Raw genomic sequence first — 26,956 nt, forward strand, 5'->3', positions numbered from 1 at the left:
GAGAAACGCACGGTCACACTAGATTTTTCTATCCGAAGCAATCGCCTGCGACTGGCAATTATCTTCACAGATACGAATGCGTCATGAACTGCTCATCCATTTCGACGCACCATATCAGATGAAACACAAGGAAGCAGATCAAGAACGAAGCCATCACAATGGTTGCTGCAGCCACAAGATAATTTCCCCTATCGAAAATACTCAGCCTTGTCCAAATGAACAAAATTCGCGCAGAAAGAAAGCATAAGATCACTTAGAACCGCAAACACGCTGAAGATTGGAAAATTTTGATAACTAGATCTCGCAACCGACAACCCATAGAGCCCTTTTGGAGTTGAAAGCTGATGCTTCCGATCCCTCTCGAAAGGTAGCAGGTTGGTATTGCAGAGCCTACCTCCAAGTGAACCGCCCCTCGTTCGTCGTCCTGCTTCCAGGGAACCCTTGATGAAAGAACCTGTCTACGCGCGGTTGGCGCACAACGCGTGCTGACGGCATGCGCAAGTTTGCGCGGATCATGGGTTTGAATGAGGCAGGGTCATCGAACGTTTCGGGCAGGATCGACATCAACAGGAAGAGGACCGTGCGCGCGGCCTGGCGTGGCTCGACAGCGACACGCGCGAGAGCTTGAGCCTCCGGCGCTGGCGACAGCCCGCGCTGACGCGCGGGGCGCGGGTGCTCGTGCTGGCCTTGGTATTGGCACTGCACGTGCTGTTCGCGCTGATGCTGTGGTCTGCGATGCAGCCCAAGCCGCAAGATCTGGCGACGGCGTCTGGCAAGGAGGACCAGATGCTGGTCGTGCGCCTGCTGGATGACGCCAGCACGCCGCACACCGCACCGCCGCCTGCGCCACCCACGTTGCCCGCCTTGGTATCGCCGCAACCGGCGGCGCCCCCGCGCGTTCGCCCCGTGTCGCACGAGAAGCCGCGGCGCGACGCCATGGTCGTGCAGAATCATGAAGCGCACCCTGCGACGGCGGCCTCCGCAACCACGCCAGCCGCCAGCAGCGTGTTCGCCAAGGACGGCTCGATACGGCTGCCGCCCTCGCTGACCAACATCCCGGTGGCGACGAGCGCCGCGGCCAAACCGGCCAAGCCTGCGGACGATCGGCAGATCATGCAGCACGACAGCAACCACATGCACTACAAGCCCACTCGCTTCGAAAAGTATTTCCCGCCACCGAACGAGACCGCCGGTGGCGCGGTGGGTCGCCATATCGGCGATGCGATCCATGCGATCGCCAACAGCGTGTGCGACCCCACCAAGCGCAGCACGGCCACCAACCTGCTGTGCGGCGTGACTCCCCCGCCGCCCTCGCCCAAGGATCGCGACGAGCGCCTCAACCTGCCGCCGCCACCGCTGGCCGGCGATACGCACGCGATCAAGGCACCGCCGCTTGCGAGCTGCATTGCCGAATACAACGACGGCAAGCCGTTGTCGGATGGCTGCCCGATCAATACGCCCGACCTGGCCTTCCAGGCCGAGATGCGCGTATGCATCGACCTGTTCCGCGCCGGCAAGCGCCTCAAGACCTGGTGTCCGGCGGATACGGCCAAGCGCGCGGCCGCCGAGTCGGCAGCGCCGGCGGCTGCCGCGAGCGCAAGTTCGCACTGATGCACTTCCCTGCGTTTTCCATGCGGGAACCACGGCGCGTCTTGGCAGTCATAGATACCCGTGTGAGATCAGGAAGGCTTGCAGCCGGGTAGCCGCAGGTCGGGGGTGCGGGCAGCAACCCTGTACCTGCGGCACCGGTTGCAAACCTTCCTGATTTCGCACAGGGTCATGTCTCACTGGCTGCCAAAGCTCGGGGGGGGGAGACATGGCCACGGACAAGGAAGGCGAAGACGCCGGTGCGGCGGTGCATTACGACGTGGCGGATTCTCCGACGCTCACGTTCGCTGCGTTGAACGCAAAGATCGACGCACTGCCCCAATTTCCAGAAACGCCCACGATCCTACCGATCAACCCCAAATGGGGATTCATAGCTGCAGCCACCGGCGCACTGGTTGGCTTGCTCAGCGTCAAGTTGCTTCCGAGCAATGCAATCTACACATTCATTCTCGCCTCTATAGGCATACTCGTAGAGATTGTAGGCGTCGTTGTAGCCATCCTTTCCGATCTGCCAAAGAAGTGGCCGACATTCGCCAGGCAACGGCGCGAGTTCGCCGAGCAGCTGGATTTCGATCTGCCCCATCATATGGAGCTGGTCACGTGGTTGCGCACCTTCCCAGTCGACCAACGGAAGACATTGGGCGAGTTCGTCACCTACCGGCATGCGCGCATGAAAGAGAAGCTCCCTCTATTCACCGGCAGCATCGAAAAGCTGGGTGCCCTACCCGTCCTTATCGCGCTCTATCTGCAGTTCAAGGATATGCATTGGCCGCCCCACCCCAGCTGGATAGAGATCGTCCTGATTTTTGCGCTGGTTTATGGCTACTACTCGAGCGTGCGGCTAATCAGCGAAAGGCTGCGGCTTCAGCTTTACGAGACTTTGCTCAGCAAGGCGCTTACATAGGCGGCCCGACGAGGCTTGGGCCACCAAGGAAGCCGGGGCGGTGAGCGGGAGACGGCCTGCCCTCCTCAAACTCTTCAAAAGACTGCCCCGCCTCTTGTTTTGTTTAATTCCCTCCCGCCCCTATACCCGCTGTTCAAAAAGCCTCGTTGCCCCCTGTTCTGTTTAATCCCCCTACCGCAGGGCAGCAGACGAACAGCCCATGTCGATTTCCGAAGGCCCCGTTCGTCTTCCTGTCACAGGGCCGATAGGGCCGAACCACAGGAGGATGGCTGACGATGATCACGGTCTATGGCGAAGGTAGAGGCTTTCGGGTCATCTGGCTGCTGGAAGAGATGGGGCTAGCGCACCGGTTGAGGCCGGTGGACCTCATAGCCGGCGTCGAGAAAGACCCGGAGTTCCTGGCGATCAACCCTGCCGGTTTCATCCCCGCGATCCGGGACGGCGACGTCACCATGGTCGAGTCCATCGCGATCATGGAGTATCTGATGGCCCGCTACGGGCCCACGCCGCTGGCGCCCGCCCCGCACGACCCTGCGTTCCCCGCCTACCAGCAGTTCCTCCACCTTGGCGAAGCCGGCCTCGCGGCCTCCATCTACTTCGTCGTGGGTGCACGCAATTTTGCGCCGGAGTCCGAACGGCAGAACTGGAGTGCCGACCAAGCCATGGACGTCTTCCAGACCCGGCTCGGTCTGGTGACGCGACAGGTGGCACGCACGCCCTATCTCGCCGGCGAGCGGTTCACGGCCGCCGACATTTCGGTCACCTACGCGCTGGAACTGGCGCAGCACGGCGCCGGTGTCGTCCTTGGCGAAATAGAGCGATCCTATATGGCTCGCACCACCGCGCGCGAAGGCTACCGGCGCGCCATGGAAACCTGCCAATCCAGAAAGGCATGGTTTGCCAGAACACCTGTTCCATGACTCCGCTTCTTCAGTCCCGACACGCCGTTTCGAGTACCAGGCCAAGCCGTGAACGTGACTCCGTTCGGGAGTCGAACCTTGCGATGAGGTGAGTGCGATGCTGAGCTGGCAAGTAGGTCGCGTGAAGATCACCCGCGTTGTCGAGATGGATCTGCCGGTGCCGGCCGCGTGCTTGCCGCAGGCCACGGCGGCAGAGCTGCGCAAGTTGCCGTGGCTGTATCCGCATTTCGTCAGCGAGGACGACAGCACGCTGCATCTCAGCGTCCATGCGCTGCTGGTCGAGGCACCCGGGCTGAAGCTGGTCGTCGATACCTGCGTCGGCAACGACCGGCCGCGCGAGATCACCGGCGACGAGCCGCTGTCGACGCCGTTTCTGCAACACCTGGCCGAGGCAGGCTGGTCGCGCGAAGGCGTCGATGCCGTGGTATGCACGCACCTGCACGTCGACCACGTGGGCTGGAACACGATGCTGGAGAACGGCCAGTGGGTGCCCACCTTCCCGAAGGCGCGCTACCTCATCGGCCGGCAGGAATACGACTACTGGCGCAACCACGACGACGAAGAGCAGCAGGCGATGATGGGCGACAGCATCCAGCCGGTCTTCGATGCCGGGCTCGTGCAACTGGTGGAGCTGGACCATGGGATATCGCCGGAGATCCGGCTCGTGCCTTCCCTCGGCCACACGCCGGGGCACGTCAGCGTGATGATCGAATCCGAGGGCGCGCGTGCGGTGATCACCGGCGACATGACCCACCACCCTTGCCAGCTGGGGCATCCGGACTGGCGGTTCGGCGACAGCGACCCGGAAGCGGCCATTCACACCCGCTGGCGCCTCTTCGCCGAATGGGCCGACCAGCCCGTGCTGGTCATCGGCACCCATTTCGCTGCCCCAACCGCTGGCCGCGTGGTTCGCGATGGCGCAGCTTTCCGGTTTGTGGTGTAAGGGCGGGATCACCGCTCCGTGCGGGTGGCCGTCAACAGGGGAGCAACGCATGGGGGCGGAACAAGGCACCAGGCAAAGGGCACGAGACCCCTGAACCTGCCCCTGTTACGGCGGTTTAATGGCCGCCACCCCCTGCTGCTCTTGCTCCAAGCCCCAGCCGTCATCAAAAATTGTCATGGCCGCCTTTCCCCGGTTTGATCACCGCATACCCAACGACTCGAGGATTCCACCCATGTCACGCTCCCCTTTTCTCCGCAGCACCGCCCTAAGCGTGGGCCTCGGCATGGCCGCTGCCTGCATGGCGCTGCCGGCCTTTGCCGCCACGCCGGACACGGTGACCTTTCCGGCAAACAGCGTCTGGGCGCAGGAAATCGGCAAACTCGACCATGACGGCAGCTCGTACGATTACGCGGTGGCGGTCGCGACGGGCAAGACCTTGCAGATCAAGCTCATCAGCAACAACGCGAACGCGTATTTCAAGGTGACCGACCAGGGCAGCAGCCAGGAAATGGTCGACTCCCATAAGACGGGTGCCTCCAACTGGTCGACGCCCATTGCGGCGGCCGGCACGTACACGATCCAGGTCTACCTGGACCCTGATGCGGTAAAGCGCGAGGAGACCGCGAAATACGCGCTGCAGATCGGGGAATACGGCGCTGAAGACCTGCGCCCCCCGACGACCGCCGTGACCTTCCAGCCCAACAAGCCCTGGGCGGAACAGGACGGTAGCCTGGCGGCCGGCGCCGCCGCACACGACTTCACCGTTTCCATTGCGGCGGGCATGACGGTCTCGGTCAATCTCGTCTCGAAGAATCCGCAGGTGCATTTCAAGGTGCAGGACGCGACGCCGAAGCAGTTGGTCGACAGCAGCACGACCGGCTCGAACACCTGGTCCGCGCCAGCGTCGACCGCGGCGACGACCTATACGATTGAGGTGTACGCCGACCCCACGGCGCTGCCGTCCGGGCAACAGGCACCGTTCGCCCTGCAGGTCGGTCAATTCCCCGCAGGCGCACAGCCTGCCGGCGCGACCACGGCCGCGCCGCCCGCGGCGGCAGGCTCGGCCGTGCAGCCTTCGGCCTCCAAATAAGCGACAGCACCCGCCGCCAGTCGGGATCAAAACGGGCCAGGATCACTTCCGGCGGCAAACCGGGAGCCCTGGCTCAACTCGCTAGCCGGTGGATGGAGCTGCTGCCATCACGGCGACAATAGGGACGGGGTCATCAAGCGCTTTTGATGGCCCCGTCCCTTTTTCAGTTCGGTGCACCCATGCGTGTGCCCTTCGGTCCCAAAGAGGACTCGGGGAATCAAGAAACCCAATTGTCGTACTATTATCGCTCCGTCGATAAGCGCTTCATGGCGATGACAGGCGCTCTCCTCACGCGCCGCAGAATCGTCAGATTCAGCACGGAGACCCTGCATGACCCAGCGTGATCCGCTACAAGGCAGACGCGATTTTCTGCGCGCATCGGGCGCACTGGGGCTGGCGGCGATGCTGCCCGGCGCCGTGCGTGCGGCGAGCTCCACACCCGGCCTGGCACCGCAGGCTAATGCCGGCGTCGCTGCGGGTGCGCCCTTACCCTCACGCGCGCCGCTGGCGCAGCAACCTTTCCGTCGATTGCCCGCCGGTGCCATCAAGCCTGCCGGCTGGTTGCGTCGCCAGCTCGAAATTCAGGCGTCCGGGCTCGGCGGCCACCTGGACGAAACCTGGGCCGACGTGGGCCCCAACAGCGGCTGGCTGGGCGGCACCGGCGAATCCTGGGAACGCGGACCCTACTTCCTCGACGGCTTGCTGCCGCTGGCCTGGCAGTTGGATTCGCCCGTGCTCAAGGCGAAAGCGCAGAAGTTCATCGACTGGACGCTGGAGCATCCGTGGCCCAACGGCATGTTCGGCCCGCGCAGCAACGACGACTGGTGGCCGCGCATGGTCATGCTCAAGGTGCTCACGCAGTACCACGAGCTCACCGGCGATGCGCGGGTGATACCGCTGATGACGAACTACTTCGCCTACCAGCTGGGCGCGCTGCCGCAGCGGCCGCTGCGCGACTGGGGCCGCTCGCGCTGGCAGGACGAACTGCTCTCCGTGCTGTGGCTCTACGACCGCACCGGCGATGCGCGCCTGCTGCAACTGGCAAACCTGCTGCACCAACAGGGCTTCGACTGGCAGGGCATGTTCGCCGACTTCCGCTTCAAGGAAAAAGTCGATGTGGCCGCGCTCGAAGCCAAGGGCGGCGACGCGGTCTTCATGAAAGACCTCGGCCAGCGCGTGCATGGCGTCAACATCGGCATGTCGATCAAGTCTTCGCCCGTGTGGTCGCTGGTCTCGGGCAGCGCGCAGGATCGCGAAGCCGTGCATCACCAACTGGCAATGCTCGACACCTACCACGGCATGCCGAACGGCATGTTCTCGGCCGACGAGCACCTCGCCGGCCGCAACCCATCGCAGGGCACCGAACTGTGCACGGTGGTGGAGACGATGTTTTCGCTGGAAGTGGCGCTGGCCATCACCGGCGACGCGGCCCTGGCTGACCGGCTGGAGACGATTGCCTACAACGCACTGCCCGGCACCTTCACCGACGACATGTGGGCGCATCAGTACGACCAGGAATCCAACCAGGTGGAATGCAGCCTGCATCGGCGCCCGTGGACCAGCAACGGCCCGGAGGCCAACCTGTTCGGGCTGGAGCCGCACTTCGGCTGCTGCACCGCCAACTTCCACCAGGGCTGGCCCAAGCTCACCGCCAGCCTGTGGATGGCAACGGCGGACGGCGGCATCGCTGCGATGGTCTATGCGCCCTGCACCGTGCAGACCGCCGTGCAGAGCGTGCCACTGCGCATCGAGCAGAACACCGACTACCCGTTCCGCTCGCGTGTGGAAATCACCCTGCATCCGGCGCAAGCCACCGCCTTCGCGCTGAAGCTGCGCATCCCGGGTTGGGCCACCGCATCGACCCTGACCGTGAATGGCCATGCGCAAGCAACAGAGCAAGCCGGGCGTTTCGTCACGCTGCACCGCGCGTGGCAGCCGGGCGACACGATCGCGCTGACGTTTGCGAGCAAGCCGACAACGGTGCCGGGCTTCAACGACTCGGTCAGCGTGCGCGACGGTGCGCTGGTGTTCGCGCTGCCCATCGCGGAGTCGTGGATCAAGTGGCGCCAGCGCGGGCTGACCGCCGACTGGCAGGTGTATCCAGCCTCGCGCTGGAACATGGGCCTGCCGGAAAACGCGAGCTTCCACCGAACCGAGCAACCGGTCGGCGCCATACCGTTCTCGCGCCACCAACCGCCGGTGACGCTCAGCGTGCAAGGTCGCGCAGTGGCCAGTTGGAAAGCCGAAGAAGGTGCTGCCGATCCGGTGCCGCGACGCCCTCAGGCCGATGCGGCCGACACGCCGGAGATGCTCACCCTGTTGCCCTATGCCGCGCCCAAGCTCCGTATCACCGCCTTCCCGCTGCTAGCGCCGGGCAGCGACGAGCATCCCAAGGATGACCATGTGAGCTGAGGCATGCAGCGGCGTCTCAGGTTCAAGAACTTCCCATCGCGTCCGCAAGCCCAAATGCGCTTGCCTGTGTCAGCGAGTATTTGCCTGCTTCCTCCTGCGGGCGACCCACGGGCTTTTTCGCTCTAGGACGAAGGATGCGTGCGCATTGGCTTCATAAGCATCGCGCGTGCTGCTTTTAATCAGGTGACGCCGCCTTTCACTAGCGAGTGACGCCACCCACACATGGAAGCGTCGATCCTGCTTTTTTTGAGCAGGAGAATGCTATGTCCTCGACCAACTTGGCGCGTTGTTGGATCGCGATCCTTGCTACAGACGGATTCGAACATTCCGAACTGACGGAACCAAAACGACTGCTGGAGCAGGCAGGAGCGCAGACAAGCGTAGTCGCACCTGGCAACGCGAATGAGATCCGTGGGTGGCGCGACGGAAACTGGTACGGCCGCGTGCCAGTGGATGTGGTGCTGGGGAGCGAGAAAGACCCCGAACTCATAAATACCATGATGGATCGCTATGACGCACTGGTGTTGCCTGGTGGCGTGATGAATCCCGACAGGCTGCGGCTCGAGCCGAACGTCATCGCTTTGATCAAGGCATTTGGCAACACCCGCAAACCGATCGCGGCGATCTGCCACGGCCCCTGGACACTGATCGATGCAGGCTTGGTCCGCGGGCACAAGGTGACTTCGTGGCCATCGCTGCGCGCGGATCTGGAAAACGCAGGCGCGCAGTGGCAGGACACCGAAGTGGTCCGCGATGGCCAGTTGATAACCAGCCGCAAACCAGCGGATATCCCGGCGTTCACCGATGCCGTCATCGGCGCGCTTGCCAAGGCAGCCTAGGTCTTCAGGCCTGCTATCTCTTCAAAGCCAACTCAAGCCTCAGGCATGGCGATGCCATTTGTTCAACATCAGAAGCGTGCACGCAGATAGAGCGCAGGGCCGTCGGACTGCAGATCCAGCTTGGCGGTGGCGTTCTGGTAGCGCTTGTTCAAGTACAGGTGGGATGCCGAGTATTCCAGCGCCAGGCCAAGGTGCTGCCACGGGAACCATTCGACGCCGAGCGCGCCATTCCAGATGTGTCCGCTGAGATCGCCGCCGTTCTTCTTCACGCCGGACACGTCGGCATACATGCGCCACTGGTCGTTGAACGCATGGCGCCAGCCCAGCGAGAGCATCGGCGCCCATTCGCTCTTGTCGTAGCCCGCCGAGGCCGAGCCGCTCAGGTCGCCAAGGTACGCCGAGCCGTTCACCCTGAAATCCACCTTGTAGTAGGCCGCGCCCACGCCCAGGCCGAACACGTCGTTCTGGTGGCCGAACCACCACTTGTACGACGCCGAACCGAAGTCGTAATCGGCGATGCCCTTGAGGTGTGCGCCCACGTCCGTATTCAGCACAGGGATGGGCTCGTTGTAATCGGCAGTGCGGCTGCGGTGGATCTGGTAATAGTCGAACGAAAAGCCCTGGCTGTCGCCGAGCAGGAAATCCGCACGTATGCGCGGGTCCAGGCTGCGCTTCTTCAGCCCCAGGTCGTTCTCGAAGTTGAGCTTGCCTTCGAGACCCGTGAACGCATTGCGCCCCTGGGCCGTGAGCGTGGTGTCGTTGTTGGAGTAGTAACCGCCCAGCCACAGACTGACGCGATCGAGTGCGGGAGACTGCTGGGCCGATGCGGCAGTGGATGCCACACCGAGCGCCACGGCCGTGGCCAGCAGGGAGAAAGTGCGTGCGTTGTGTTGGGGAAGCGCCACGATCCATCCTCTGTCGTCGGGAAACACATGGACCCGACTATCGCGATCAGGGAGTCGCCTCGCAGTGAACTGGAAGTTGATGGGGCGTGAAGTGGCGTCGCGCAATGCAGTTCCGAAGAGCGCGCGACACGCGACCTGTTGCGATGATTTTTCGTGCCGTGGTCGAAGCCTAGGCCCGACGTTTCGTCAGTGTCCGGCCTACCCATCGAACGTTGCGTGACGTACACGCGGGAAGAAAGCGAACCTTCCCCTACCCGTCCTTCCCCTACCCTTCGTCCCGCGTGACCTTGCCTCAGTCGAACGTACCGCGGTATTCCGGCGCCGCATCCGCACGGGTGTTCAACTCGAACATCACTCCGCCGGGTGCACGGCAGAAAAAGCGTGAGCCGCGTTCGTGGTCGATGACCGCCGTTTCCATCGGCACGCCATCGGCCAGCATCCTTGTGTACAGCGACTCGACATCGGCGCGCGACGGCAGCTCGAAGCCCACGTGGAAACTGCTCGGCCACTGCGGCGCCTCCGCTTCCACATCCTCGATGACCACGTCGAAACCGGGGCGCTTCAGGATCCAGTGCCCCGACATCGGCGCTATCGTGAATCCGAGGTAGGTCTTGAAGAAATCGGCCGTGCGCGCCGGGTCGCTGGAAGGGAAACTGAGATGGTTGAGCTTCATGGGGGAAAGTGCGTCAGACATGGGATTTCCGGGCGTGACGAATCGGGTGATTCGGGAGGTTTCATGATGTCGAACGCCTCCGCGTCGGCCAACTCGCATACACCCCATCGCGCGCAACCCGCGCCAGCACAGGCGCGAAGCCGCACCGCACGCCTGCGCGCAACGCCATTGCTCACATTTCGTCGCGCGCCATGCCGGGCTACGCGTTGAGGTAACCCAGCATCGCGCCCAGCACGCGCCGTTCAAGGCGTGCCGTGTCCGACTCGCCCCGCGCACCGGCGTCGTCGACCAGCAGACGTACCAGCGCAGCGAGATGGTCGGTGGCGACTTCCGGATCCGGCTGGGGCGGCAGATCCGGGCGATCCAGCGTGGCGCGCAGCAGCTCGCGATAGTTGCTGGCCGCCTTCACCTCGCGCTCCGCTTCGGGCCGCGCCTCTTCCACGTCCAGCAGGCGTGCCAGCTCCGGACGCTCGAACTGGTGGCGAACAGCTGCGCCCACCAAATGCACCAGTGCGGCGCGGCCATCGGATGCCTCCAGCGCCGCCGCAGCGTCTTTGCCGAAGCGCTCCTTTTCGCGCCGCATCAGCGCGATCAGCAACGCATCCTTGCCGGGGAAATACTGGTAGAGCGAACCGATGCTCACGCCCGCCCGCTCGGCCACCACGTTGGTGTTGAAAGCCCCTACCCCATACTGCTCGATGACCTGCGCCGCCGCCTCGAGCATGCAGGCATAGGTTTCGACCGCACGTGGCTGCACGGGTTTCTTGCGCGGATGCAGCGAGGGCGGCGATTCACTCATACCCGTGAAATTCTACGAGCGAAGCGGATCAAAACCCACAACACCCGCATCCGTTGCGCATCACGGACACCGCGCGGAGAGGCCACTCCCTTGCCGTCACGCAGACAACCGTTTGAGAGTATGGTGGCTGGACATTCCTCTTCCACCGTGTGGCCAGCATGAGCAAAGCACCCCAGGCTATGACTATCGCGGACATCCACGCGGTGTACTCCAGCAAGAAGGTCAATGCTGTGACCGAGGATGCGGGGCAGTTTCACTCGACGAAGCGGTTTGCGCGCGACCCCGCGCATACGGGCCAGGCGCCGCAGAACCCCAAGGATAAGAAGCGCAGCCCGCACCGCTGATCGGCGGGCAGCGGCTCACCGGCCGCGGGCTATTGAAGAGCGACGGTGTGCCGGTAAGCGGCAGCGTTTGCCCAGGACCCGCGATCGCTGGGGATTCGAGCGGCGTTGGCCGAGTTCGCAGCTCGGGCGGTGGAGTCATGAGCTCGGGCCACCGAGATCATCTGCTCCGCGAGCCGAGCTTTTTGCTCGGTACATGCAGCCATTTGCTCGGGCCGCCGAGCTCCGAGCCTGGGCGCCCGAGCTTTTTGCTCGGCGGTTGCTGAAAATTTGTCCAACGGCCGAGCTCTGGAACTCGGGCCGCCGAGCTTTTTGCTCGGCGCGTGGAGCAAAAAGCTCGGTCGTTGGAGAAAAAAGCTCGGCACGTGGAGCTCAGAGCTCGGAGAAGCCGGATCAAGGGGGCCCTTTCGAGGTAGGAAAGTTCACGCTGACCCTGGTTCTCGCTTTGACCGAAGTTTCGCGGGTCAACTGCACGAAGTGCCGCTCGCTTTGTCCAAGTGGCCCGAAGCCCCTGAACTTCCTGCGCCGCCTCCAGTCGATGAAAAAGCCTGCCCGGCACTCTCTCCGGGCCATCAGCGGGAGACATGCCTTGAACACGATGCACCTGAAAGCGGGCAGCGCCCTTTTGCTGGTCATGCTGTTCGGCCAGGCCCAGGCTACCGATGCCAGCCACGCCGCCAAGCAGCAGCGCATGCCGGACAGCTATGCGCAAGCAGCGAAGTTGATCGACCTTGGCCAGGGCCGCGTCCTCAACCTGCGTTGTTCGGGCAGCGGCCCGCAGACAGTCTTGCTGGAGGCTGGCGCGCTTGCCGATTCCTCCACGTGGTTCAAGGTGCAGCCGCTCCTGGCCACCCACGCGCGCGTCTGCGCATACGACCGGGCCGGCTTCGGCTTCAGCAGCGAGGGGCCGTTGCCGCGCGACCTCGACGCCGACGTGGCGGATCTGCACGCGCTGATCCAGCACGCCGCCCTGGCGACCCCGCTGGTGATGGTGGGGCATTCGCTGGGCAGCAACATCGTTCGGCAGTACGCGAGCCGCTACCCGGCGGACGTGAGCGCGATGGTGCTGCTCGATCCGCCCGCGCAGGACATCGGCCGGTTTGCCCCCGCCTGGCAGAAGGATGAGGACACGCTCTCGGGACAGCGGTTCGCGTTTCTTCACCAGTGCGAGGCTGCCGCCGAAAAGCACGAGCTGACGACCACCAACAAAGAACTGAGCCAATGTCTCGGCGGCCCCGATCCGAATGCCAGCGCCAAGCTCAATGCAGTGAATCTGGCTCTGATGTCGAAGCCTGCGTACTGGCGCACCGTGGTGTCGGTGCTGCAAAACAATCTCGCGGTGTTCAAGCCGCCGGTGTCAAAGCAGGAGACGCACGGCTCGACGCCGCTGATCGTGCTGTCCGCCGCCAATACCTATGCCGATGCGCTGCCGCGCGACCGCAAAGGGCTGGAAGAAGCTCGGGCCCACACGCAAGCGCAGATCGTCGCCACCTCCTCCCGTGGCACGCTGGTGCATGTTGCGGATACCTCGCATGAGATCCAGATCGATCAGCCGAATGCGGTGGTCAAGGCGGTCGTGCAGGCACTGGAGATGGTGCAGCCCGCATCGAAGTAATGCGGGCAACCGAGACCATGCGCCATTAATCCTTCTCCACCTTAATGTTGAGGTGGAGGTGGAGGCGGCGTGGTGGAGTTCGGAAAGTACTGAAGTATTGGACGATTAGCCGCATTCAATTGAATTTGTTTCCTTTGCACGCCGAAATCGAACCTGACCGGGATTCGTGCGTAAGATTGGGTTGGCACACCGTCGACCGTCTCTGGCCTGAACACCCACTCGTGCACACAAGCAAGGGCGGCTCTATCAAGTTCACGATATCCGCTGCTCTTGTCTATTCGCATGTCCATGTTCTGCCCATTCGCACCAACCAGAACAAGAACAACAGCCGTCCCCTCATGAGCTTCCCGAATCGCCAGGATCGGGTAATGCACCTGTGTGCGACTAACAATGGTTACTGGAACCATCACAGGGTCATGCTTCACCGGCGCACAACCAGCCAATAGCATTAGCGCCCCCGCAATGCCGATGCGTCGCAATAACATAGCTCCCTCGCGTTGAATTATCCAAATCCAGGCTGTAGTCGAGGTGTGGTTTGCACACCCAACTCACCGGAAAGCACACTCACCTAATCTTGTGCTTGAGTTTCTGGCAAAAAGGCCAAAGGCCGTTAAGCCATCTTCAAACTCGCCTCCCCTAACACTGATGTTTCCTTAAGTACCAGTCCCACTACTCCCCACATCCAGCAACTCTTTCGGCTTGTACGAATAGATCTGCTTGCTCGACCACGATGCGATGCCGAGGTTGTAGCCATAGATCAGGGTCACCGTGACCATGTCTTCCTGAGCCAGATGCGGATCGCCCTTGGCCAGTATCTCCGCGACTCCGCGGGCATAGCCGGCATCGTGAATCATCGGAGCATTGATGCGCAGTTGTGCCGTCAGGTAACGGAAAGTTGAACGGCCGTAGCCAGAGGGCGCGATGAACCGCGTCTCACGTATCACTTGTACGTCCATAGCATGCGGTTGGGCCTGGAGCGTTCGTTCCAACGGCAGCAACTCTGCATACTCGTTCTGGGCGAACCGCTTGATGGCGAAGGGCGTGCCCAGGAAGAGCAGCGCGATCAGGGCCGCCACCACGAAGTGACCACGCCAGACATGCGCGAAATGCGCCTCCCCCGTCTGCGGCTGCGCACGCACCACGTAGGAGCCCACCACCAGGTCATGCAGGGACTGTCGCGTGCGGCAGTTGAAGATGGCGAGATAGACGATGACGAAGCTGCCACCCATCACCAGTGCTGCGAGCAGCGCTTGGACAATGAGCACCCCGATACTGGCTGGCTGCACTACCGCAGACTGGATCGGCAGAAGGTTCAAGAGGAACAGTCCGTCCAACACGATGTAGCGAAGCAGGGCACGCGGTAGCGACAGTGGCTGCCCCTGCGCATTCACCACACGGATACCAAGCCAGCGGTTGGCCAGCGTCTGCCCATTGCCGAGGCGACTGTTGAGTACACCGAAATACGCCAGCGCAATGGCGAAACCGATCAGTTGTGCCGTCGGCGTGCCCATGCGCGCGAGTGGATCGAAGCACAGAGCGCCAAGGGTCAGCCCGATGGCGGCGAGAATAAGGTTATCGATGACGAAGGCGCCAAGGCGGCGCCAAAAGCCGGCAATGACGAGATCCTGCCTGCCTTCCGTTACAGACGTATCCATAGTTGTCTCCCCTATTCCGGGGGCATAGTGCCGCAAAGACGGGGCGCGCGGCGAGTGGCCTGTATCAGCGCCACTCCTGACTGCGACCGCGTTACTGCGCGATGGCCGCTCTGATCAAGGCAGGGGCTTGCCCTGTTCGGACACCATTGGGCAAGCCGCTCCAACCCGCTCAGCGGGCTCCCGCCAATCGCTGATAGAACATCCCGCCGATGTAGAACGTCGCGCCCAACACCACCAGGCTGATGATGCGTGCCAGGGGCTGTGCACCGCTCAGGTCATAGAGCAGCACCTTGCCCGCGGTGGCGCCGAACACCAGCAGCGAAGACTGGCCGAGCATCCGGTCGCTCCGCCACATCGAGATGCCCAGGCATGCCAGCGCCAGCAATCCCCAGGCGGTGGAAACGATGATGGGCGCATCGAGCAAGTGCACGGCTGCCGCCATCGCACTGACATGGCCGGCGTAGACCAGCAGCATGCGTGTTTCGCGGCCGCCCTCTCTACGCGAAACCATGGCGTACCCGAGGTAGAGCATCGCTGCATTGGCGATGGCCAGGATCTGGTGTCCCGGCACGGCGTCGAGTTTGAAACCGACGACGACGCGGACATAGTTGAGCAGGAAGATGGCGCCCACCGCCGCCCACAACGCCCACAGCGGCCCTACTCTGCCCGCGCGCCTGAGCGTGAGCCAGAACGCCACGGGCACCAGGATGAAGCTGGCCCATGGCGCCCAGTCGCTCGGCCATGCTTCCAGGTAGCCGGCATGCAGCAGCGCCACGGAGAGATAGCACCACAGCAGCAACTCGCCGCCCGGAAGCGGCTCCTGCGTCAGCCGGCGCGCGATCAGGTAGAGCAACCCCACCGCCGCCACGCTGGCGAACGAAATCCATGGCGCCAGGGCGGGCACGTGCTGGGCCAGCACGACGTATTGCAGCGCGTAGAACAGCAGCAGCGGCGGCAAGTGCAGCATCGCCACGGTCTCGTCCAGCGGTTGCTGCCGGCGCACCGAGAACACCACCGTGGCGATACCGAAAATCACGAACTGTGCTGTCTGGAACGCAAGCGCCGCGATCCATTCCTTCGAGGCGTGTATCTGCCAGATCGCGTCGAACCCGATCAGCGCCAGGTAAAGCGCGAGCAGGTAGATCAAGCGCCGCCCGCACCACACGGCGTAGATGCTGAACACCACGCTCCAGGCCGAGTAATAGATCACCAGGTCGGTTATGGAAGCCTCGACGCCGGAAAGAAGGAACGGCGCGGAATACGACCCCGCCACCGCGAACAAGGCATACAGGTCGCTTTCGAAGACCCGGCACAGCCATAGCGACAAACCACATACACCTATGACAAGCAACGCCGCCGTCTTCACCGAAATCAACGCGTAGAAAAGGTGGCCGCCATAGATCGCGAGGAACAGAATCACGATGCCGCACGCCGGCAGGTAGCCTGCGTAACGCGGGTGGGAGCCGCGCAACCGAAAGCCCGCGATGATCAGCAGCAGGCCACCCGCCACGGCCGCGGCGATCTGCACCAGCGGCGTCAGCCACCCGCTGTCGACCCCCAGGCGGATCAGGTACGCCGCCGCCAGCACGAAGGCCGCTGCACCGCCCCAGCCCAGGATGCTCGTGGCGAACGAAGGGCTGTCGGGGGCCGCGTGTGCGCGCGTCGGCGCACCCTGGGCAGATGCGCTTCTTGCCGCAACGGCCGCTCGGGCAGTCGGCGATGGCGCGACAGACGCCTGTGGATCGGCTGGCTGGGCCCGCGGCGGCTGCAGGGGCGGCGGTGATGCCTGCCGGGCCTGCACTGACGGCGATTCCGACTGGGGCGGCATCGTGCGCGACGATTCCGGCCAGACGAAGCGCACATCAAGGCGCTCCTCGATCTGAGCCAGACGTCTTTCCAATGCCGCAAGCCGTTCTTCCACACTCTCGGTCGACATGGCATCTCCCCTGTTCCACAACGATAGTGCCGATCAAGCTGCCGCAAACAGAGCCTGCGTGCAGCACACTGTAGAGGCTTCGCCCCCACGGTTGCCTATGCTCCTCGCCATGAATCCCCCCCGGCGATGGCGATCCGGCCGGCAACGTCGGATTATCCAGCGATGCACGCGATCGACATGAAAATTACACTCTGACCCCAGTTTTGTTCGTAAACGTCCAAGTGCCTCCTCTTCAAGGAACAGGACATCGCCATGAGTCGCTACAGCTATAACTACAGCTACACCGGCACCGGCATCACCCTGGGCAGCCTGCTGGCCGTGCTGATCAGTTGGTCACATAACCACTCGATCTTCTGGGCGATCATCGATTTCTTCCTGTCGTGGATTTACGTGATCTATGCCTTGATCGGATTCCCATCGCTTCGGTGATCGCGGCAAGCACGCTTCGCGCACCTCGCCTTATGAAACGGAATCGGATTCGTTTTTGGGTCAAATAAACCTGACCTCGTTTTTGGCGCTACCTGACTGAGGGAACCCCATGCGACGTATGACGGCCGTTGCGGCAGTCTTGTCGATCTGTGCGGGTGCGGCGTGCGCCGCGACGCGCGATCTTGCCCCCATCGTGTTGCCGCCGGCAGCGGCGCCTGGAAAAGCGACGCAGCCCTTCGTCCAGGTGAGTGCACCCGTGATCGCGCTGATCCACGCGCGCGTGATCGACGGCACCGGCGCCCCCGCGCGTGCCGACCAGACCCTGCTGATCGAGCACGGCGAGATCACCGCCGTGGGCGCCGATGGCATGCCGATACCCGCCGACGCCAAGCGCATCGATCTTTCCGGCCACACCGTGTTGCCGGGGCTGGTGGGCATGCACGACCACCTGTTCTACGTGGCGCGGCCCAACCTCGGCATGCAGAACGGCAAACTGCACGCCGACAAACCGCTGATCGTGCCGGAAATGGCGTTCTCCGCCCCCCGGCTCTATCTCGCCATGGGTGTCACCACCTTGCGCACCACCGGCAGCGTGGAGCCGTACACCGACATCAACCTCAAGCATGCGATCGATGCCGGCGACCTGCCCGGCCCGCACATGGATGTGACCGGGCCGTACCTGGAAGGCCCGGGTTCGTACTTCATCCAGATGCATCCCCTCCGCGATTCCGAAGACGCGAAGGAAACCGTGGCGTTCTGGGCCAAGCAGGGCGTGACCTCGTTCAAGGCCTACATGAACATCACGCGCGCCGAACTGAAGGCCGCGGTGGACGAGGCGCACAGCCTGGGGCTGAAGATCACGGGCCACCTGTGCGCGGTGACCTATCGCGAAGCCGCCGAGGCCGGCATCGACGACCTCGAACATGGCTTCTTCGTCAACACCGAGCACGACCCCGGCAAGGCGCCGGACAAGTGCACCGACTCCGACGGCATGGCCACGTTGCAGGCGATGGATCCGCAGGGCAGCGATGCCAAGAGCCTGATCCGCGACCTCGTGGCGCACCATGTGGCCGTTACCTCGACGCTGCCGGTGTTCGAGCAGGACGTGCCGCACCACTCGCCGCTGTGGCCGCAGGCCATGGCCACGCTGAGCCCGCAGGCCAAGCAGGACTACCTGCTGCTGCGCGCGTATACCGACGCGCTGCCGGCCGACCGCGCGCAGACCAACGCCCTCACGTTTCAGCACGGCATGGCGATGGAACGCGAGTTCGTCGCCGCGGGCGGCCTGCTGCTGGCCGGCCCCGACCCCACCGGCAACGGCGGCGTGGTGCCCGGTTTCGGTGACCTGCGCGAAGTGGAGCTGCTGGTGGAGGAAGGCTTCACGCCCGAGCAGGCGATCCACATCGCCAGCTACAACGGCGCGCTGTATCTCGGGCTGCAGAACCGCATCGGCTCGATCGCCGCAGGCAAGGATGCCGACCTGGTGGTCGTGAAAGGCGACCCTTCGCAACACATCGACGACATCGAACAGGTCGAAACCGTGTTCAAGGACGGCGTTGGCTACGACACGCAGGCGCTGCTGAAATCGGTGCAGGGGCGGTACGGCGAGTATTGACGGCACCCGCGCAGAAGCAAGAACCGGCGTCAGGGCGTCCCTGTTGAGAGTAAAATGCACCCCGCCCCCGGTTTCTTGAAGGCGGCCATACAGGCGCTGGGGATGGCACAGCACACACCGAAGTAATGCTGCTCACGGGTGGCAACGGAAGACATCACCGCCAACCCGTTGCTATTCAGAGCTTCTGCTCGTCGACCTGATCGAGGATATCTTGCACGGCGAGAGCCGCGTCAAAGATGGCCTCCCCCAGCGTCGACACGCTTTGGGGTTGCAGGTGCTCCGTGTCGCAGAACGTGATTGCATCTCCATTGGCTGTGATCGTGCGGAGCAGTGCGTTGAGCCGGTCGATCTGGTCGACGGTGACTCCGAAAATAAGGTGATCGTGTGTCATGGCGTCCGTCCTTTGGCGATCTCGCGGGCTCGGTCATCCGCGCATCAAGAATATCCGTTTTTCAGATATTTGAAAAGCAGATATAGCGTCGTGACGATCTCCACGGATCGTCACCATGCCCGCGAAGTCCATACATAAGAGCGAGTACTTGGTGCTGCTGAGTCACCTACGTGCACTACGCACAGCAGCCGGCCTGACCCAAGCTGAGTTAAGCGCAGCATTGCAGCGCCCTCAATCCTATGTCAGCGATGTCGAGCGAGGCTCACGCCGAATGGATCTGCTGCAGCTGCAGGAATTCTGCAGTGCATGTGGCAAATCACTGACCAAGTTCGTCGATGAATTCGAACAAGAGTTGGAACAAGCGAAACCTACTCGAAGCTACCGAAACGGCCGTCTCATCAAGTGAATCAGCTCTATTCCAACATCAGTCGAAATGCGGCTAAGAGTGCCTTGGGTCAGCCTGCAACTCACCATTCGCGGGGCACTAACATACATAAAATCCACTCTGGCCCCGGTTTTGCGCGACAGAGTTCAGCTTTCTGAGTTACAGAATACCCCTGCCCGTGTCTTTCAACGAAAACGTGCCGGGGTAATCCGGTGCGCGTTGCTATGAATCAAGAAGTGAATCCGACCCCGTTTTGGTAGAAGCCAGGCCCTGACGCTTCGCTACCGCCTCCAATTCTTATTAAGATGCGCACAATGCTATGCCGAGTTGAACGCCATGTAAGTAGAAGCCAAATAAAATTGCTACCACCACAACGACCAGTAAAATATAAGTCTCATACCACCGAAACATATCGCGAAAACGCGGCAACGGCTTACTTGCAACGCCAACAGCCGACTCCAGATCAGACTCGTCCCGACGATACCCCAGCCAAGCCAAAATTCCGCACGAAATCATTAAAATAGAGAAAATCGTTAAAATTATAAATAATAGAAACAAACCACGAAGAAAAAGGTCAGCAGACTCACAACTCAATGAGCCGCCCCGCGTAGCGACGACAATCTTATAACACCCCCCAAGGAGCAGCGCCATGCCCGCTTGATAAATCGACACAATCTTAAAACTCACTCCATTTAAGTACTTCTTTTGTTCCAGTACATACTTATAACGCTCCAGCGCAAAATCGCCACCTTGATCAACACATTGCTTCTTATTCATTAGGCACTCTTCCGATCCCAAGCGTAAGGATTAAAGAAAGTGACATCACTTCCCCGCGCAGCCGCCAGAAAACCTGACATCTTCTGGAGATAGGGAGCGAAGTGCTGATATACGGCCACGTCAAAGGTACGTTTTATATTATCTTCATCCATACCCTTAAGTTTCCAACCACTACCAAGCCATACCTCCAACATCATAAAGTAAAGCGCCAAACCTCTCAGATTATCATCGTTTTGTTCTGACCATAGATCATTGAAGAAAGCCGCGACAGGCTCTTCTGATTTAAAATAAAAACCCTGGTTGAAAGAAAATCCCGTCGCCGCATCTAAGCCTGCGGTCTTAATATTACCAATTGGAATAAAAGCGCGCGCCGTGCCGGCTCGCAAACGCCCTACTCTTGTAGCCTCTCGCGCATCAGCCAGCAACGCCACAAACCTTCTATCGAATTGCGATACCGCGCGTAAAATATCCGCCGAGCGCAACCATCTCGATGACTCCCCTTTCTTATTCCATCGCAAACTGATTCGCCTAGAAGCTTCAGAAGCCACGACCTCCGAAATTTCAAACCCACCATCAAGCATTTCGGATATATATCCTGATGCTCCGAAATTTAAAACAGTCAGTCCGTCAGGGTAAGAATCTTGACGCCCAATTACGCCAAGCAGCGTACGCGCAGTCACATTTTCTGGCGCCTCTCTAACAAGGTATTCAATCGATCTCGACAGGGGCGACTCGACTGTCCAAAATTCCTCAGCGCGCTCGACATCTCTAAAGGAAACTTTGCTTCTTCCAGTTCCCCCTGACTCAGCCACCAGCATCGGAATCTCTGCAATAGCCTCCTGCAACGCAGACGAACGCACTGGTGGCACGTTGCTAGGAATCAAACTCGACGCAATGAATGGCGCCTCACCAACTGCCCTCGTGAGTGAATAGCCCTCCTGGCTAGAAAGCCTTTCTATCTCATTTGTAACGTGCCTAGCATAGAGGCGATAAATACAGGAAATCATCTCCCGCTGTTCAATTGTATCCTCTAAAGCCGATCGCGCCACGTTAGTTTTTGGAGCATTCGGCCCAGTCGCGTTAGCTATGGCCAAAATGCTGGCCCCCTTAAATCCAGGAGTCGCAAACTCCACTCCGACACCCTCAATGCAAGTAGCGATAGGCGGACGCTCATTTCGCAATGTAGATCGCGATGTAGATCGCGAATCGCTATCGGCCTGTACGAAACTCCAATCTCGGAACAATTTATTCTTTGAAACTGCAAATGCCAGAGTAACTCCATTTTCCTCCACTTCCCGAACCTCATACTCCCCCCCAGCGCGAGCGCGAGCCGCCATTGAGGTAGACAAGTAAGATTGGATTGCATCCTTCGGTGAAGCGTAGCCAATTATCTGGGGGGGATTCTCATCTATCTGAACCGTCACACGACATCTTGGAAACATGAGCCACATCCTAGCTATATCCAAGACATCCCCAATTGCCGCCGTGGGCCGAACAACTAACCGCACCAATGTTCCGTGCGGAAAAACTTGAATTTCCCCCTTATCTTTAATCTTATCCAGCAATTTAATTAAATACTTTCCGTGAACAGAGCGCAGCGCAATTCGACGCGCCTGATCATCGTCGGGGCTGCAAGTCGTGATTTCGACATCGTCGGAAACCATAAACGCAGATAACACTCCGATGCCAAAGCGACTGATAGAACTAAAGCCCGGGTGCTTTTCCTTGAATTGCGGATCTTGATAGCGCGACGAGCCCACCTTTAAGAGGTGATTAACAATAACTTCCTGGGACATTCCCGTTCCGTTATCCTTAACAATCAGCTCTCTACTAGCAGAGCGCCAAACTATATTAATTTCGCCCTCATCACAGAGTTCGCTCGCTTCAGAATTTTTTTGCAAGCGAACTGCGTCTAGAGCATTCTGAGTTAACTCCCGCAGAACGACCGTCGTATCGTTATAAAGGGTGTGTCCAGTGAGAAGATCAAGTATCTTCTGCTGATCTAAAGTGAAGCCGAAGGACTGGGTGAGAAAGCCGACAGCCTCCACATTGGAAGAATCAATAAATCGCCAAGGATAAACGAGCGGGCGCGCAATCTTGCCTGCGGACTTAGCGATTGCATTGAAGCAGCTTAGAATTTCACGCTGAGCATACGCCAAATATGTAGTCAATCCGAAAAATCCATCGGCATGTTCAAATTCCGCGTGCACTTCAATCGTGTCCGGCTGAACTTCCAAGGAAGCGTTGCCGTCACGATCACTGCCCGGCCTTGCCCTTACGGTTCTTACGGCGTTCTGCTTTTGCCATTCCACCTGACTAAGCGGGTCAGTGGGATTGATGATCTGATAAAGAACTGACGGAGCCCGTTTCTTTGTTATTTGCAGAAGGTCTACGGTACGAAGAATCGCTGCGACGTACTGCAGGTTGACTGACTCTTGCTCGAGATCGCCGTATGGCTGAGACAGCTTGTATTTAGCTGTGTCATTTATGTCATCACGCGTATGACTCTCACAAAGAAGAGCCAAATCCCTTCTGAAAGTAATTCCTAATTTTTCAAATAAGCCAAATATAATTTTTCGAATCGGAGCCGATGAATCATTTGAATCTTTTGCTCCCCCTTCTACCCATATTCGAATTCGTTGACCATGATGAAACCTAACAAATTCTTGATACCAAATTCTATCAGCCTCCTTGGGATCGAGAAGTTCTAAACGAGCACGCAACTCTGCTTGCTGAGTCGCCGATATGACAGGCTCATTCTTAAATTTCTGAAAATCAGCATTAGAAGCGCGCGCAGAAAACTCATCGCGACTTATCAAGAGTCCGACGTCATGAAAATAAATTCCAAGTACCAGCATAAGGTAATCCGCAGGCGTCATTAGCAACCTGGCATCGCTCGGAATTAACCACTCAGCCGTACGAAGCATACCTTCTACGTGAGCGAAGCTATGATCAGTATATTCATCAAAGAAACCATACCGCCGCACTTCATTCAACAATAAAGCGACAGTCTCACGAACCTCACGCAGATTGAGTGGAAAACTTGGAAGCTCAGTTGCTCCCAACGCCATCTTCTCCAAGTGCCCCCAAGCAATATCTGACATCCCTTCCTCCCCCTATTTAACTGCAAAGTTAGCTCAATCCATACTTGAGCGCTTGAAAGCATGAGCATTACATATTCCGCCGGTACTCCCCACCCACGTCATACAACGCATGGCTGATCTGCCCCAGCGAATGCGTCTTCACCGCCTCCATCAGCGCATTGAACACATTCTTGCGATCACGCGCGGTGTTTTGCAGGTAGGCCAGCCCATGGTTGTCGTGCACCTGCGTCACAGGCGCGTCGGTGGAGTCGGTGCCGTGCGCGTGTGAGGTCTCGCCAGCAGGCGCCAGCGCGTTGCGCGCCTTCTGGTAGGCCTGCACATTGGCAATCTGCTGCCCCTTCTCCTCCTCGGTCGAGCGGATCAGCTCGATCTCGGTGGCGATCTCGCCGCCGTGGTTCTTGGGCAGGAAGGTGTTGACGCCGATCAGCGGCAGCGAGCCGTCGTGCTTCTTGTGCTCGTAGTACAGGCTCTCTTCCTGGATCTTGCCGCGCTGGTACATGGTGTCCATGGCGCCGAGCACGCCGCCGCGCTCGCTGATGGCTTCGAACTCCTTGTACACGGCCTCTTCCACCAGGTCGGTGAGCTCTTCGACGATGTAGCTCCCCTGCCAGGGGTTTTCGTTGAAGTTGAGGCCCAGCTCTTTGTTGATGATCATCTGGATCGCCACGGCGCGGCGCACGCTTTCTTCCGTGGGCGTGGTGATGGCTTCGTCGTAGGCGTTGGTGTGCAGGCTGTTGCAGTTGTCGAACAGCGCGTACAGGGCCTGCAGCGTGGTGCGGATGTCGTTGAACTGGATTTCCTGCGCGTGCAGGGAGCGGCCGCTGGTCTGGATGTGGTACTTCATCATCTGACTGCGGCTGCTGGCGCCGTAGCGCTCGCGCATGGCGCGGGCCCAGATGCGGCGGGCCACGCGGCCGATCACGGTGTACTCCGGGTCCATGCCGTTGGAGAAGAAGAACGACAGGTTGGGCGCGAAGTCGTCGATCTTCATGCCGCGCGCGAGGTAGTACTCCACGATGGTGAAGCCATTGCTCAGGGTGAAGGCGAGCTGGCTGATCGGGTTGGCCCCGGCTTCGGCGATGTGGTAGCCGGAGATGGAGACGGAGTAGAAGTTGCGAACCTTGTGCTCCACGAAGTACTGCTGGATGTCGCCCATCATGCGCAGGGCGAATTCGGTGGAGAAGATGCAGGTGTTCTGCGCCTGGTCCTCTTTGAGGATGTCAGCCTGCACGGTGCCGCGCACGGTGTTGAGGGTTTCGGCCTTGATGCGGGCGTAGGTGTCCGCGTCCACCAGCTGGTCGCCGGTGACGCCGAGCAGGCCGAGGCCGAGACCTTCGTTGCCCTTGGGCAGCTCGCCGGAGTACTGCGGGCGGCCATTCGGGAACATGGCGGCGATCTGCTTTTCCGCCGCGGCCCAGCGGGCGGGGTCTTCCTTAAGGTGTTTCTCGATGTTCTGGTCGATCGCGGTGTTCATGAACATCGCGAGGATGATGGGCGCGGGGCCGTTGATGGTCATCGACACGGAGCTGGTGGGCGCGCTGAGGTCGAAGCCGGAGTACAGCTTCTTCATGTCGTCCAGCGTGGCGATGTTGACGCCGGAGTTGCCGATCTTGCCGTAGATGTCGGGGCGCGGCGCCGGGTCTTCACCGTACAGGGTGACGGAGTCGAACGCGGTGGAGAGGCGCGTGGCCGCGCCGCCCTGGCTGAGGTAGTGGAAGCGGCGGTTGGTGCGCTCGGGCGTGCCCTCGCCCGCGAACATGCGGGTGGGATCCTCACCGCTGCGGCGATACGGGTACACGCCGCCGGTGTAGGGGTAGTAGCCGGGCAGGTTTTCCTTGCCGAGGAACACGAGCTGGTCGCCCCAGCTTTCGGTCTTGGGCGGAGCCACCTTGGGGATCTTCTGGTGGCTGAGCGAGACGCGGTAGTTCTCGACGCGGATGGTCTTGTCGCGCACTTTGTATTCGTTGACGTCCGTGGTCACGGACTCACGCAGCTTGGGCCAGTCGCGCAGCAGGTGGATGGACTCGTGGCTGAGTTCCTTGAGCGCGGTGTTGTAGCGCTGGCGGAGCAGCAGCAGGGTGCGGTCGGCGGCGTGCGTGTCCTGCGGGTGCAGGTCGTCGGCGTGGTAGAGCTCCAGCGGCTTGGGCAGCTTGTCGTCGCCGAGTTCCTTGAGCGATTCGTAATAGTGCTGCGCCTTGCTGGCGGCTTCGGCCTGGTGGAGCACGGCGGCGTTGATGCCGCGGCCCTGCTCGGCGATCTCGGCGAGGTAGCGCACGCGGCTGCCGGGGATCAGCACGGTGGCGCGCGGCTCCTTGAGCGTGGTGTCGATCTGCGGTGTCCACTTGTCCACCGGCAGGTGCAGCTTGTCGCGCATCAGCCGGCACAGGTTGGCGAACATCCAGGTGACGCCGGGGTCGTTGAACTGGCTGGCGATGGAGGGGTACACCGGCACGTCTTCGTCCTTGACGGCGAAGGCGGTGTGGTTGCGCTTCCACTGCTTGCGCACATCGCGCAGGGCGTCTTCCGCGCCGCGCTTGTCGAACTTGTTGAGCACCACCAGGTCGGCGAAGTCGATCATGTCGATCTTCTCCAGCTGGCTGGCCGCGCCGTAGTCGCTGGTCATCACGTAGACCGGGAAATCCACCAGGTCGACGATCTCGGAGTCACTTTGGCCGATACCGGCGGTTTCCACGATCACCAGGTCGTAGGGCTGCGCCTTGAGGAAGTCGATGCAGTCGTGCAGCACTTCGTTGGTGGCGGCGTGCTGGCGGCGCGTGGCCATGGAGCGCATGTAGACGCGGTGGCTGCGCAGCGCATTCATGCGGATACGGTCGCCGAGCAGCGCGCCACCGGAACGGCGGCGGGTGGGGTCGATGGCGAGCACGGCGATGCGCATGTGCGGGAAGGCGTGCAGGAAGCGCAGCAGCAGCTCGTCCACCACGCTGGATTTGCCCGCGCCGCCGGTGCCGGTGAGGCCGAGCACAGGGGTGGCCTTGCCGGCCAGCTTCCACTGCTTGCGCAGGTGGTCGAGGTCGGTGGCGGAGAGCTTGCCCTCTTCGATGGCGCTGAGCATGTGGCCGATGGAGATCTCGTCGTCCACGTCCACCTTGGATTCGGCGGTGTCGGGCGCGCGCTGCGCGGCGGCGCGGCCGGCGCGCTGCATCACGTCCTCGATCATCTCGGTGAGGCCGAGCTTCATGCCGTCGTTGGGGTGGTAGATGCGCTCCACGCCGTAGGCCTGCAGCTCCTTGATCTCCTCCGGCGTGATGGTGCCGCCACCGCCGCCGAACACGCGGACGTGGGCGGCGCCGCGCTCCTTGAGCATGTCGACCATGTACTTGAAGTACTCGACGTGGCCGCCCTGGTAGGACGACAGCGCGATGGCGTCGGCGTCCTCTTGCAGCGCGGCGCGCACCACGTCCTCCACCGAGCGGTTGTGGCCCAGGTGGATCACCTCGGCGCCCTGGCTCTGGATGATGCGGCGCATGATGTTGATGGCCGCGTCGTGGCCATCGAACAGGCTGGCCGCGGTGACAAAGCGCAGCGGGGTGGTCTCGGCCTGGGGGGAACCGACGGGGACGTGCTTGGCGGGGGAACTCATGGCGACTCCGACAT

The 26,956-nt window shown here is 61.2% G+C and carries 21 protein-coding genes; 12 read left to right on the forward strand and 9 right to left on the reverse strand.

What is annotated here, in order from left to right; translation table 11 throughout:
* The first annotated feature begins 624 nt into the window (after nt 1-624).
* The 7 genes from IHE46_RS08555 (at nt 625) to IHE46_RS08585 (ending at nt 8,716) form a co-directional block, all read left to right on the forward strand.
* A complete protein-coding gene (locus IHE46_RS08555; RefSeq protein ID WP_225562915.1) occupies nt 625-1,611 on the forward strand; it encodes a hypothetical protein in 987 nt (328 codons plus the stop codon).
* Nucleotides 1,612-1,816: 205 nt separating this feature from the next.
* Entirely contained in the window at nt 1,817-2,512 is a 696-nt protein-coding gene (locus tag IHE46_RS08560; protein WP_192164217.1) for a hypothetical protein, read from the forward strand.
* Nucleotides 2,513-2,787: 275 nt separating this feature from the next.
* A complete protein-coding gene (locus tag IHE46_RS08565) occupies nt 2,788-3,432 on the forward strand; it encodes a glutathione S-transferase family protein (protein WP_192164218.1) in 645 nt (214 codons plus the stop codon).
* A 97-nt stretch (nt 3,433-3,529) separates the two neighbouring features.
* Nucleotides 3,530-4,375, forward strand: a complete 846-nt coding sequence (locus IHE46_RS08570; protein ID WP_225562916.1) for an MBL fold metallo-hydrolase — start codon at nt 3,530-3,532, stop codon at nt 4,373-4,375.
* A 232-nt stretch (nt 4,376-4,607) separates the two neighbouring features.
* Complete coding sequence (locus tag IHE46_RS08575; RefSeq protein ID WP_192164219.1) at nt 4,608-5,465, forward strand: hypothetical protein; 858 nt, start codon at nt 4,608-4,610, stop codon at nt 5,463-5,465.
* A 330-nt stretch (nt 5,466-5,795) separates the two neighbouring features.
* Entirely contained in the window at nt 5,796-7,877 is a 2,082-nt protein-coding gene (locus tag IHE46_RS08580; protein ID WP_192164220.1) for a beta-L-arabinofuranosidase domain-containing protein, read from the forward strand.
* 263 nt (nt 7,878-8,140) lie between these two features.
* Entirely contained in the window at nt 8,141-8,716 is a 576-nt protein-coding gene (locus IHE46_RS08585) for a type 1 glutamine amidotransferase domain-containing protein (protein ID WP_192164221.1), read from the forward strand.
* 68 nt (nt 8,717-8,784) lie between these two features.
* On the opposite strand, the gene IHE46_RS08590 is transcribed toward IHE46_RS08585, so the two are convergent.
* From IHE46_RS08590 to IHE46_RS08600, 3 genes are all read right to left on the reverse strand, one after another.
* Nucleotides 8,785-9,621 carry a hypothetical protein gene (locus tag IHE46_RS08590; protein ID WP_192164222.1) on the reverse strand — a complete coding sequence of 279 codons (837 nt, stop codon included), beginning with the start codon at nt 9,619-9,621 and terminating at the stop codon, nt 8,785-8,787.
* A gap of 292 nt (nt 9,622-9,913) precedes the next feature.
* Complete coding sequence (locus tag IHE46_RS08595; protein WP_192164223.1) at nt 9,914-10,315, reverse strand: VOC family protein; 402 nt, start codon at nt 10,313-10,315, stop codon at nt 9,914-9,916.
* A gap of 178 nt (nt 10,316-10,493) precedes the next feature.
* Nucleotides 10,494-11,093: a TetR/AcrR family transcriptional regulator gene (locus IHE46_RS08600; protein WP_192164224.1), complete on the reverse strand. Its 600-nt coding sequence runs from the start codon at nt 11,091-11,093 to the stop codon at nt 10,494-10,496.
* A gap of 158 nt (nt 11,094-11,251) precedes the next feature.
* Here IHE46_RS08600 and IHE46_RS08605 point away from each other — a divergent pair, with 158 nt between their 5' ends.
* Nucleotides 11,252-11,437, forward strand: coding sequence for a hypothetical protein (locus IHE46_RS08605; RefSeq protein WP_192164225.1), 186 nt, complete (start codon nt 11,252-11,254; stop codon nt 11,435-11,437).
* Between the two features lie 442 nt (nt 11,438-11,879).
* A complete protein-coding gene (locus tag IHE46_RS08610) occupies nt 11,880-13,049 on the forward strand; it encodes an alpha/beta hydrolase (RefSeq protein WP_225562917.1) in 1,170 nt (389 codons plus the stop codon).
* A 653-nt stretch (nt 13,050-13,702) separates the two neighbouring features.
* Here the strand turns inward: IHE46_RS08610 and IHE46_RS08620 are convergent.
* Both IHE46_RS08620 and IHE46_RS08625 read right to left on the reverse strand, forming a co-directional pair.
* Complete coding sequence (locus IHE46_RS08620; protein WP_192164227.1) at nt 13,703-14,704, reverse strand: RDD family protein; 1,002 nt, start codon at nt 14,702-14,704, stop codon at nt 13,703-13,705.
* Nucleotides 14,705-14,873: 169 nt separating this feature from the next.
* Nucleotides 14,874-16,640 carry a DUF2339 domain-containing protein gene (locus IHE46_RS08625; protein ID WP_343230009.1) on the reverse strand — a complete coding sequence of 589 codons (1,767 nt, stop codon included), beginning with the start codon at nt 16,638-16,640 and terminating at the stop codon, nt 14,874-14,876.
* Nucleotides 16,641-16,892: 252 nt separating this feature from the next.
* Between IHE46_RS08625 and IHE46_RS08630 the strand changes: the two genes are divergently transcribed.
* Both IHE46_RS08630 and IHE46_RS08635 read left to right on the forward strand, forming a co-directional pair.
* Entirely contained in the window at nt 16,893-17,069 is a 177-nt protein-coding gene (locus IHE46_RS08630) for a hypothetical protein (protein ID WP_192164229.1), read from the forward strand.
* 109 nt (nt 17,070-17,178) lie between these two features.
* The gene (locus tag IHE46_RS08635) at nt 17,179-18,684 is read left to right on the forward strand and encodes an amidohydrolase family protein (protein ID WP_192164230.1); all 1,506 of its coding nucleotides are present in this window, start codon (nt 17,179-17,181) and stop codon (nt 18,682-18,684) included.
* 175 nt (nt 18,685-18,859) lie between these two features.
* Here the strand turns inward: IHE46_RS08635 and IHE46_RS08640 are convergent, their stop codons facing one another.
* Nucleotides 18,860-19,075: a hypothetical protein gene (locus IHE46_RS08640; RefSeq protein ID WP_192164231.1), complete on the reverse strand. Its 216-nt coding sequence runs from the start codon at nt 19,073-19,075 to the stop codon at nt 18,860-18,862.
* Nucleotides 19,076-19,190: 115 nt separating this feature from the next.
* On the opposite strand from IHE46_RS08640, the gene IHE46_RS08645 reads away from it, so the two are divergent.
* Nucleotides 19,191-19,481 (forward strand): helix-turn-helix transcriptional regulator, encoded by a 291-nt coding sequence (locus tag IHE46_RS08645; protein ID WP_192164232.1) that lies wholly within the window; start codon nt 19,191-19,193, stop codon nt 19,479-19,481.
* 279 nt (nt 19,482-19,760) lie between these two features.
* Here the strand turns inward: IHE46_RS08645 and IHE46_RS08650 are convergent, their stop codons facing one another.
* The 3 genes from IHE46_RS08650 to IHE46_RS08660 all read right to left on the reverse strand — a co-directional run bounded on the left by IHE46_RS08650 (nt 19,761) and on the right by IHE46_RS08660 (nt 26,942).
* On the reverse strand, nt 19,761-20,237 hold the full coding sequence (locus IHE46_RS08650; protein ID WP_192164233.1) for a hypothetical protein: 477 nt from the start codon (nt 20,235-20,237) through the stop codon (nt 19,761-19,763).
* Nucleotides 20,237-23,341, reverse strand: coding sequence for an ATP-binding protein (locus IHE46_RS08655; protein ID WP_192164234.1), 3,105 nt, complete (start codon nt 23,339-23,341; stop codon nt 20,237-20,239). The genes IHE46_RS08650 and IHE46_RS08655 overlap by 1 nt, the downstream gene beginning before the upstream one ends.
* Nucleotides 23,342-23,408: 67 nt before the next feature.
* Entirely contained in the window at nt 23,409-26,942 is a 3,534-nt protein-coding gene (locus IHE46_RS08660) for a methylmalonyl-CoA mutase family protein (protein ID WP_192164235.1), read from the reverse strand.
* Between the last annotated feature and the right edge of the window lie 14 nt (nt 26,943-26,956).

It is taken from the genome of Rhodanobacter sp. DHG33, from assembly GCF_014843005.1.
GTDB lineage: Bacteria > Pseudomonadota > Gammaproteobacteria > Xanthomonadales > Rhodanobacteraceae > Rhodanobacter_A.